The 9908-nt window shown below is 62.3% G+C and carries 11 protein-coding genes; 8 read left to right on the top strand and 3 right to left on the bottom strand.

What is annotated here, in order from left to right; genetic code table 11:
* Positions 1-50: 50 nt before the first annotated feature.
* Positions 51-1376: an OprD family porin gene (locus LT948_RS01515; protein WP_003109949.1), complete on the bottom strand. Its 1326-nt coding sequence runs from the start codon at positions 1374-1376 to the stop codon at positions 51-53.
* 718 nt (positions 1377-2094) lie between these two features.
* On the opposite strand from LT948_RS01515, the gene LT948_RS01520 reads away from it, so the two are divergent.
* Together LT948_RS01520 and LT948_RS01525 are read left to right on the top strand one after the other, a co-directional pair.
* A complete protein-coding gene (locus LT948_RS01520; protein ID WP_033995144.1) occupies positions 2095-2523 on the top strand; it encodes an HIT family protein in 429 nt (142 codons plus the stop codon).
* A complete protein-coding gene (locus LT948_RS01525) occupies positions 2524-2733 on the top strand; it encodes a SlyX family protein (RefSeq protein ID WP_003086099.1) in 210 nt (69 codons plus the stop codon). It begins immediately after the preceding gene.
* Between the two features lie 48 nt (positions 2734-2781).
* Here the strand turns inward: LT948_RS01525 and LT948_RS33130 are convergent, their stop codons facing one another.
* Positions 2782-3396: a cold-shock protein gene (locus LT948_RS33130; RefSeq protein ID WP_023096000.1), complete on the bottom strand. Its 615-nt coding sequence runs from the start codon at positions 3394-3396 to the stop codon at positions 2782-2784.
* Positions 3397-3609: 213 nt separating this feature from the next.
* Positions 3610-4080 carry a Dps family protein gene (locus LT948_RS01535; protein ID WP_003086103.1) on the bottom strand — a complete coding sequence of 157 codons (471 nt, stop codon included), beginning with the start codon at positions 4078-4080 and terminating at the stop codon, positions 3610-3612.
* Positions 4081-4519: 439 nt separating this feature from the next.
* Here LT948_RS01535 and aspS point away from each other — a divergent pair, with 439 nt between their 5' ends.
* From aspS to ybgC, 6 genes are all read left to right on the top strand, one after another.
* The gene (aspS, locus tag LT948_RS01540) at positions 4520-6295 is read left to right on the top strand and encodes an aspartate--tRNA ligase (RefSeq protein ID WP_003123218.1); all 1776 of its coding nucleotides are present in this window, start codon (positions 4520-4522) and stop codon (positions 6293-6295) included.
* Positions 6296-6361: 66 nt separating this feature from the next.
* Positions 6362-7108, top strand: coding sequence for a YebC/PmpR family DNA-binding transcriptional regulator (locus LT948_RS01545; protein WP_003086107.1), 747 nt, complete (start codon positions 6362-6364; stop codon positions 7106-7108).
* Positions 7109-7192: 84 nt separating this feature from the next.
* Positions 7193-7717 carry a crossover junction endodeoxyribonuclease RuvC gene (gene ruvC, locus LT948_RS01550; protein WP_003112575.1) on the top strand — a complete coding sequence of 175 codons (525 nt, stop codon included), beginning with the start codon at positions 7193-7195 and terminating at the stop codon, positions 7715-7717.
* A 16-nt stretch (positions 7718-7733) separates the two neighbouring features.
* Entirely contained in the window at positions 7734-8339 is a 606-nt protein-coding gene (gene ruvA, locus LT948_RS01555; RefSeq protein WP_009315344.1) for a Holliday junction branch migration protein RuvA, read from the top strand.
* Between the two features lie 10 nt (positions 8340-8349).
* On the top strand, positions 8350-9408 hold the full coding sequence (ruvB, locus tag LT948_RS01560; RefSeq protein WP_003086123.1) for a Holliday junction branch migration DNA helicase RuvB: 1059 nt from the start codon (positions 8350-8352) through the stop codon (positions 9406-9408).
* 52 nt (positions 9409-9460) lie between these two features.
* Positions 9461-9907, top strand: a complete 447-nt coding sequence (gene ybgC, locus LT948_RS01565) for a tol-pal system-associated acyl-CoA thioesterase (protein WP_003086124.1) — start codon at positions 9461-9463, stop codon at positions 9905-9907.
* Position 9908 lies beyond the last annotated feature (1 nt).

A 9908-nucleotide genomic window follows, 5' to 3' on the forward strand; every position in this document is an offset into this window, starting at 1 on the left:
GAGAAGAAAAAACCCGGCGATGCCGGGTTTTTTCGTTGCCTGTCGGTCGATTACAGGATCGACAGCGGATAGTCGACGATCAGGCGGAACTCGTTCTGGTCGCCTTCACCCTCGTCGGCATTGGCGCGGTGCCAGGCCTGGCGGATACGGAACGACAGGTCCTTGGCCGGGCCGGCCTGGACGACGTACTTGGCTTCCAGGTTGGTCTCGTGGTGCTTGCCGTCCTCGCCGTACAGGCCCGCGTAGGAGGAACTGGAGTCGACCTTGGTGCCGTCGATGTCCTTACCGTTGATGTAACGAACCATGAAGGTCAGGCCGGGAACGCCGTAGGAGGCCATGTTCAGGTCGTAGCGGGCCTGCCAGGATTTCTCGCCGGGGCCGTTGAAGTCGGAGTACTGCACGGAGTTGGCGAGGAAAATCGAGTCACCGCCGCCGCCGGAACCGTTCTCGCCGAAGCCGATGTAGTCGAACGGCTCGTCGCCATGCACCTGCTGGTAGGCCAGGGTGAAGGTGTGCGCGTCCAGGGTGTACGCGCCGGCCAGGGACCAGGCGGTGTTGCTGATGTCGCCGGCCTTGGCTTTGCCTTCATCGGTGGTGCGGTAGATGTTGAAGTCGAAGCCCAGCGACTGGTCGGATGCCAGCGGGATTGTGTAGTTGGTGTTCAGGTAATACTGGCGATAGATGTCTTTCAATTCGGCGCCATACAGGGAGGCGCTGAGATTGTCGGTGATCGCGTAGCGGCCGCCGGCGAAGTCCGCGCTCTTGGCGGTCTGGCCTGCATAGGTTGCGTAGAGTTCGCCGCGCGACTTGGTGGTGGTGCCCTGCTTGCCTTCGGTGAAGTGGCCCGCTTCGAGATCGAGCCCTTCGAATTCACTGCTCTGCAGTTGGAAGCCGGTCGCGGTCTGCGGGAACAGGCGGCTGCCGCCGGCGGCGAAGACCGGCGCGGTAGGTTGCATTTCGCCCCACTTCAGCATGGTCTTGGAAATGCGCACCTTCAGGGCGCCGCCAGCGCGGCTGTAGTCGTCGCGCGGCTTGCCGTCGTTCATCACCGGCAGGTTGCCGGTGCCGGTCTTGTCCGAGGTACCGTCGAGCTTCAGGCCCAGGTAGCCGAAGGCATCGACGCCGAAGCCCACGGTGCCTTGAGTGAAGCCGGATTCGTAGGTGGTGAGGAAGCCCTGGGTCCAATCGACGCGATCGCCCCGACCTTCCTTGCCGTCACGGTTGAAATAGTAGTTGCGGAGCAGCAGGTCGAGGCTGCTGTCTTCGATGAACCCCTTCGCTTCGGCCTGATCGCTGACGAATGCGTCGGCCACGGCGAACTGAGTGCTACCTGCGGAAACCGCCAGTGCAATGGCGCTCCACTTCATCACTTTCATTGTGATTGCTCCTTTGGTTTTGAAATTATCTCTGCCATCACAGTGCCGCAGTGACGGCTAGTTCTTCTTGTCGGCGCTAACTTATAGCACGCAGTGTTTCTTGGCGATAGTTGAGGTTTCGAAGCGACGGATTCTTTACGGCGTTGTCGCAAAATTGCATGACGTATGTCGCATCTGCGTAGGTGAGCAGTTGAAAAAATGACGTATGTCGCGGGCTTGGTCACTCTTGTTGAGGTCGCTTCTCAAGTCGCTTTTCCCGATTGGCGGGGTCTTGTAATAAAAATGTCATGCTCCGTGCGGCCCCTCTTACTGTGATGAAAGAGGTATAAGCAAACTCCGTGCACAAATTGGAAAACGGCTTCGCCTATGTATTCCAGTTGGTCTCTGCGAGAGCGAAACTATTCTGTTTGAAAGCAAACGAATCATGCCTTGAAACCTGTTTGTAATCCGTCTGCTTCAAGGGTTGGTTGCCATCGAGTTGTCTGTGGCGAATGCGTTTGTATCCACGGCATGTCTCCTGTTCGGCGTCGCGCTGTATTCATTCGACCGGCATCTTATGGGGCGTTCGGCTGGAGTGGCGCGCCAAGCTGGGGCGGGCGGATGTGCGGGCTTGCTTTGGCCGGGCGGCGAAGTATCCTGCGCGGCAGTTACGGCGGGTCCCTTCTCGGAAGGAGGGGCTAAGCTGTCCATGAATGACGGTCGAACAGGAGAGGTCAGTATGTTCGCTTTGGATCCCCGGCTGGAGCAGGACACCCTGTTGCTCGGCGACTTTCCCCTCAGCCGCCTGCTGCTGATGAACGATGCCCGCTATCCGTGGTTCATCCTGGTGCCGAGGCGGGAGGATGTCACCGAGCTGTTCCAGCTCGATGTCGATGACCAGCAGGCGCTGTGGCGCGAGGCCACGCTGCTGGCAGAGGTGCTCAAGGACACCTTCCGTGCGGACAAGATGAATGTCGCTAACCTGGGCAATGTGGTCGGCCAGCTCCACATGCACGTGATCGTCCGGCGACGTGGCGACGACGCCTGGCCCGGCCCTGTCTGGGGGCGCCATCCGGCTCAGCCTTATTCTTCCGAGCAGGTCGAGGCGATCCGCGGCAAGTTGCGGATGGTGCTGACCGACGGCTTCCGTTTTGCCGGGGAGGCCTAGATGGAGCTGGACGCGCGCATGGATGATCTGGAATGCCGCCAGGCTTTCCAGGATGACACTTTGCAGGCTCTCAACGATGTGGTGGTCGAGCAGCAGCGCAGCATTGAGCGACTGCAGCTTCAGGTCGCGGCATTGATCAAGCGTCTGGAAGACGTCCAGGGGCTGGTGGGCGAGGCGGGGGAAGACGAAGCGCCTCCTCCCCATTATTGAATGCACAAAAAACCCGCCGTTCGGCGGGTTTTCTGTTTTTCGCGGCGGTCAGCGGCGGGAGGCGATTACGTCTTCCGCCTGCAGGCCCTTGTCCCGTTGTACCACCGAGAACTCCACGCGCTGGCCTTCGATGAGGATGCGGTGGCCTTCGCCGCGAATCGCTCGGAAGTGGACGAAGATGTCCTCGCCCGAATCGCGGGAAATGAAGCCGAAACCTTTTGAGGTGTTGAACCACTTCACGGTACCGGTCTCCCGGTTGCCGCTGTCCTGGCTGCCGCCGAGGGCCGTCGGGGCGCTGGCGCTGCGCGAGACCGGTTTGCCGGGCTTCAGGCTGCCCGCCAGTTGCAGGGCCGTGGCCAGCACCAGGCTTAGCAGGGGCAGGATGATCGCCGGCTGGTCGGCGATGGTCGGCAGCGGCGCCAGCAGGATCAGTGCCTGCAGGACGACGCCCAGGACCAGCAGGGCGGCTGCGCCGGCCTGCAGCGGGCGGGTTGGATGTGACGATTGCAGTACGGGAGCGAAGAGCAGGTTGATCAGGCCCAGAATGGCCAGGTAGATGGCATCGGGATGTTGCAGGAAGGGTGTGGCTTCGGTTCTTAGGCTGGGAATGAAGGACAGCAATAGGGCGGCGACGCCCGTGACCAGAAGGACGATTTTCAACATGTCAATGAGTTCACCTTGATGGGGTAACGATCAAGTAGCCGGACAGCGCTTCGGTGCATGAAACGAAAGGTGCGGAAGGACGGCCGGCCTATGCGTGTGACGCACGGCGGCTATTTAACAGGAAAGCAGGAGGCTACTCAAATCAAGCGGTTGGCGCCGGAGGGGAGGGCGGGGCCCTGAGGCGGGCCCCGCTTTCTATCGAGCGATCGACGATCAGCTGGCGAGAAGGCTGCGCAACATCCAGGCGGTCTTTTCATGTACCTGCATGCGTTGGGTGAGCAGGTCGGCGGTGGGTTCGTCGCTGACCTTGTCCAGCAGCGGGAAGATGCTGCGGGCGGTGCGCACCACGGCTTCCTGGCCCTGGACCAGTTGCCGGATCATCTCCTCGGCTTCCGGCACGCCTTCCTCTTCCTTGATGGACGACAGGCGGGCGTAGGCGGCGTAGGTGCCGGGCGCCGGGAAGCCCAGGGCCCGGATGCGCTCGGCGATGTCGTCCACGGCAACGGCCAGTTCGGTGTACTGACCTTCGAACATCAGGTGCAGCGTATTGAACATCGGGCCGGTGACGTTCCAGTGGAAGTTGTGGGTTTTCAGGTAGAGGGTGTAGGTGTCGGCCAGTAGCCGCGACAGGCCCTCGGCAATGGCTGCGCGATCCTGTTCGCCGATTCCGATATTGATTTCCATGGCGTTCTCCTTTCAGTCGGCCTTGTGAATGGGGCACTCCGAAACAGTTGGAGTGAGGCTAACACAGGGTTTTTCCCAGCGCTCTTGGTCTATGTCAAAGGCGGCGATAGGGAGAATCTATTCCGACTGCCCGGTCAAGCGAATGGTTCGCAGGGTGCGGCGAAATGCTTCCGTTCAACGGCCTGGCTTCCCGCGTGACAGGCCGGCGGGGCTGGCTGCAAGCCATGGATTTTTCAGGCTATAATCCCCGCCTTCAATGCGAAGTGGGCCCGGATGCGGGTGCTTCGCCGTTGCCGTTCACCGGGCAGCGCGGGAGATGTCCTTCCGGGGGCGTACCGATGGTTCCGGTGCTCGGTCAGGGCCGGCGAGAGCCCGGCAATGGTCGCCAGGCAGCCGGCGGCTCCACAGAATCCAAGACTTACGAGAAGCGAACCACACCATGATGCGCAGCCACTATTGCGGCCAACTGAACGAGAGCCTGGACGGCCAGGAAGTCACCCTTTGCGGTTGGGTTCACCGCCGCCGCGACCATGGTGGAGTGATCTTCCTCGATGTGCGCGATCGCGAGGGGCTGGCCCAGGTGGTGTTCGATCCGGACCGTGCGGAAACCTTCGCCAAGGCCGACCGGGTGCGCAGCGAGTTCGTGGTGAAGATCACCGGCAAGGTGCGCCTGCGCCCTGAAGGCGCGCGCAACCCGAACATGGCGTCTGGCTCCATCGAGGTACTGGGCTACGAACTGGAAGTGCTGAACCAGGCCGAGACTCCGCCGTTCCCGTTGGATGAATATTCCGATGTGGGCGAGGAAACCCGCCTGCGCTACCGCTTCATCGACCTGCGTCGTCCGGAGATGGCTGCCAAGCTGAAGCTGCGCGCGCGCATCACCAGCAGCATTCGCCGCTACCTGGACGACAACGGCTTCCTCGACGTCGAGACCCCGATCCTCGGCCGGCCGACGCCGGAAGGCGCGCGCGACTACCTGGTGCCGAGCCGTACCTACCCGGGACACTTCTTCGCCCTGCCGCAGTCGCCGCAGCTGTTCAAGCAACTGCTGATGGTCGCCGGCTTCGATCGCTACTACCAGATCGCCAAGTGCTTCCGTGACGAGGACCTGCGTGCCGACCGCCAGCCGGAATTCACCCAGATCGACATCGAGACCAGCTTCCTCGACGAGAGCGACATCATCGGCATCACCGAGAAGATGGTGCGCCAGCTGTTCAAGGAAGTGCTGGACGTCGAGTTCGACGAGTTCCCGCACATGCCGTTCGAAGAGGCCATGCGCCGCTACGGTTCGGACAAGCCCGACCTGCGCATCCCGCTGGAGTTGGTGGACGTCGCCGACCAGTTGAAGGAAGTGGAGTTCAAGGTCTTCTCCGGTCCGGCCAACGATCCGAAGGGGCGTGTCGCCGCCCTGCGCGTACCGGGCGCCGCCTCCATGCCGCGCAGCCAGATCGACGACTACACCAAGTTCGTCGGCATCTATGGTGCCAAGGGCCTGGCCTACATCAAGGTCAACGAGCGCGCCAAGGGCGTGGAAGGTCTGCAGTCGCCGATCGTGAAGTTCATCCCCGAGGCCAACCTGAACGTGATCCTCGATCGCGTTGGCGCGGTCGACGGGGACATCGTGTTCTTCGGCGCCGACAAGGCCAAGATCGTTTGCGATGCCCTGGGCGCGCTGCGTATCAAGGTCGGCCATGACCTCAAGCTGCTCACCCGGGAGTGGGCGCCCATGTGGGTCGTGGACTTCCCGATGTTCGAGGAGAACGACGACGGCTCGCTGTCCGCGCTGCACCACCCGTTCACCTCGCCTAAGTGCACCCCGGCCGAGCTTGAGGCCAATCCGGGCGCGGCGCTTTCCCGCGCCTACGACATGGTGCTCAACGGCACCGAGCTGGGTGGCGGTTCCATCCGTATCCACGACAAGTCCATGCAGCAGGCGGTGTTCCGCGTGCTGGGCATCGACGAGGCGGAGCAGGAAGAGAAGTTCGGCTTCCTGCTCGACGCGCTCAAGTACGGTGCGCCGCCGCATGGCGGCCTGGCCTTCGGCCTGGATCGCCTGGTCATGCTGATGACCGGTGCATCGTCGATCCGCGAAGTGATCGCCTTCCCGAAGACCCAGAGCGCTGGCGACGTCATGACCCAGGCACCGGGTTCCGTGGACGGCAAGGCCCTGCGCGAGCTGCACATTCGCCTGCGCGAGCAGCCGAAGGCCGAGTGATTCGAATCAACCCGCGGTGGCGCCGCTTGCGGCGCCTCCTGCCGAGAGAGCAATACGGAGTGAGTTATGGCTGGTCATTCTAAATGGGCCAACATCAAGCACCGCAAAGAGCGGCAAGATGCCAAGAAAGGCAAGATATTCACCAAGCTGATCCGTGAGCTGACCGTCGCTGCAAGGCAGGGCGGCGGCGTCCCGGCGGACAACCCGCGTCTGCGCCTGGCCGTGGACAAGGCGCTGACCGCCAACATGACTCGCGATACCATCGATCGTGCCATTGCACGCGGCGTCGGCTCCAACGATGCCGACAACATGGTCGAGCTTTCCTATGAAGGCTATGCGCCGAGCGGCGTAGCGATTATCGTCGAGGCGATGACCGACAACCGCAACCGTACAGCTGCGGAAGTGCGTCATGCCTTCAGCAAGTGTGGCGGCAACCTGGGCACCGATGGTTCGGTCGCCTACATGTTCGAGCGCAAGGGACAGATCAGCTTCGCTCCCGGCGTGGACGAGGAGGCGCTGATGGACGCGGCTCTGGAGGCCGGCGCCGATGACGTGGTAGTCAACGACGATGGCTCCATCGACGTGTTCACCACCTTCGCCGACTTCATTTCGGTGAACGAGGCGCTGGCCGCCGCCGGATTCAAGGGCGACGAAGCCGAAGTCACCATGATCCCTTCGACCACCGCGACCCTGGACCTGGAAACCGCGCAGAAGGTGCTCAAGCTGATCGACATGCTCGAGGACCTGGACGACGTGCAGAACGTCTATTCCAATGCCGATATCCCGGACGACGTGATGGCGCAGCTCGGCTGAGCCGATCGGAGCGATAACGCGAAGCCGGAAGTGGGGTACGCTTGATGCGTTCGAACCCCGCTTCCGGCTTTTAGTATCCAGCTTATGACTTTGATTCTAGGGATTGACCCGGGCTCGCGCATCACCGGCTTCGGCGTGGTGCGGGAAACGGCGCGCGGTTGCGAATACGTGGCGTCCGGATGCATACGGACCGGTAACGGCCCCTTGCACGAGCGTCTGCACGTGGTGTTTCGCAGCGTCCGCGAGGTGATCCGCACCCATGGCCCGACGGCCCTGAGCATCGAGCAGGTGTTCATGGCGCGCAACGCCGATTCGGCCCTGAAGCTGGGGCAGGCGCGGGGGGCGGCCATCGTCGCGGCAATGGAGGAGGGGTTGAGCGTGGCGGAGTACACCGCCTCGCAGGTCAAGCAGGCAGTCGTGGGGACCGGCGGTGCAGACAAGCAGCAGGTGCAGATGATGGTCATGCATCTGTTGAAGCTGACCCAGAAACCGCAGATCGATGCCTCCGACGCCCTGGCCATCGCCCTGTGTCATGCCCATACCCAACAGAGTCTGGTCCCCCATGGCCTGGTGGGCGCACGCCGACGTGGCGGGCGCCTGCGTCTTTGAATAAGGAAAGCTCTTCGTGATCGGACGCTTGCGTGGCACCCTGGCGGAGAAACAGCCGCCGCACCTGATCCTCGATGTGAATGGCGTCGGCTATGAAGTGGAAGTGCCGATGACGACCCTCTATCGGTTGCCTTCGGTAGGCGAGCCGGTGACCTTGCATACCCATCTGGTTGTGCGTGAGGATGCGCACTTGCTCTATGGCTTCGCCGAAAAGCGCGAGCGAGAGCTGTTCCGTGAGCTGATCCGACTCAACGGCGTGGGTCCGAAACTGGCTCTGGCGCTGATGTCGGGCCTGGAAGTGGACGAACTGGTGCGTTGCGTCCAGGCACAGGACACTTCCACCCTGGTGAAGATCCCCGGTGTTGGCAAGAAGACCGCCGAGCGCCTGCTGGTGGAGTTGAAGGACCGCTTCAAGGCTTGGGAAAACATGCCCACGATTGCACCGTTGGTGATGGAACCCCGTGGCAGCGCTACAGTCTCAAGCGCCGAGGCCGATGCAGTCAGCGCGCTGATCGCCCTCGGCTTCAAGCCACAGGAAGCCAGTCGTGCCGTCGCAGCCGTACCGGGAGAGGATTTGTCCAGCGAAGAAATGATCCGCCAGGCCCTGAAGGGCATGGTCTAGGTGGCGCCCGATGATCGAGCCTGATCGCCTCATATCCGCCGTTTCTGGTCGCGAACGCGATGAGCAGTTGGACCGCGCCATTCGCCCACTGAAGCTGGCCGACTACATCGGCCAGCCCAGCGTGCGCGAGCAGATGGAGCTGTTCATCCATGCCGCGCGCGGCCGCCAGGAGGCGCTCGACCATACGCTGATCTTCGGTCCGCCGGGGCTGGGCAAGACGACCCTGGCGAATATCATCGCCCAGGAAATGGGCGTTTCCATCAAGAGTACTTCCGGGCCGGTGCTCGAGCGTCCCGGCGATCTCGCCGCGTTGCTGACCAACCTGGAGGCCGGCGACGTCCTGTTCGTCGACGAGATCCACCGTCTTTCGCCCATCGTCGAAGAAGTGCTGTATCCGGCCATGGAAGATTTCCAGTTGGACATCATGATCGGCGAAGGGCCCGCGGCCCGCTCCATCAAGCTGGACCTGCCGCCGTTCACCCTGGTCGGCGCGACCACTCGTGCCGGCATGCTGACCAATCCACTGCGCGATCGCTTCGGTATCGTCCAGCGCCTGGAGTTCTACAATGTCGAGGACCTGGCGACCATCGTCAGTCGGTCGGCCGGCATTCTCGGCCTGGAGATCGAGCCGCAGGGCGCGGCGGAAATCGCCAAGCGCGCCCGCGGTACGCCGCGAATCGCCAATCGCCTGCTGCGCCGGGTACGCGACTTCGCCGAGGTCCGGGGGCAGGGCGACATTACCCGGGTGATCGCCGACAAGGCATTGAACCTGCTCGATGTCGACGAGCGTGGCTTCGACCACCTCGACCGTCGTCTGTTGCTGACCATGATCGACAAGTTCGATGGCGGGCCTGTAGGAATCGACAACTTGGCTGCGGCGTTGAGCGAGGAGCGGCACACGATCGAAGATGTACTGGAGCCCTATCTGATCCAGCAGGGCTACATCATGCGGACACCGCGGGGACGCGTGGTAACACGCCATGCGTACCTGCACTTTGGCCTGAATATTCCGAAAAGGTTGGGGCCGGGGGTGACGACGGATCTATTCACGTCTGAAGATGGTAATTAATTGCATTTGTGGGCGATTGCCGATTGGCAAAGCCGGGACTTGGTTCTAGAGTATGCGCGCGCAACACGGGGGAAAGCCGTTCCAGCAGCGTTTCCGGGTCTATTACGAGGACACGGATGCCGGCGGCATCGTCTATTACGTCAACTATCTCAAGTTCATGGAACGGGCTCGGACCGAGCGGCTGCGAGCTTTGGGGTTCGCCCAATCGCAACTGGTCGGCGACAATCTGCTGTTCGTCGTGCACTCCGCCGAGGCGCGTTACCACGCCCCGGCCAAGCTCGACGATGAACTGCTTGTCAGCGCCGAGGTCGAGGAGTTGAACCGGGCGAGCCTGAAGTTTCGTCAACAGGTTCGTCGAGCGTCGGACTCCGTCCTGCTCTGCGAGGGGCGGTTCCTGGTGGCGTGCGTGCGAGCGGACACCCTGAAGCCACGTGCTATCCCCGAAACGTTGCGTGCGGCTTTTGCCGGAAGCCCGGATTCTTTTTCAGCAGGAGATTAAA

The sequence above is a fragment of the Pseudomonas sp. CP-1 genome (genome assembly GCF_021213715.1).
Taxonomy (GTDB): Bacteria; Pseudomonadota; Gammaproteobacteria; order Pseudomonadales; family Pseudomonadaceae; genus Pseudomonas; species Pseudomonas aeruginosa.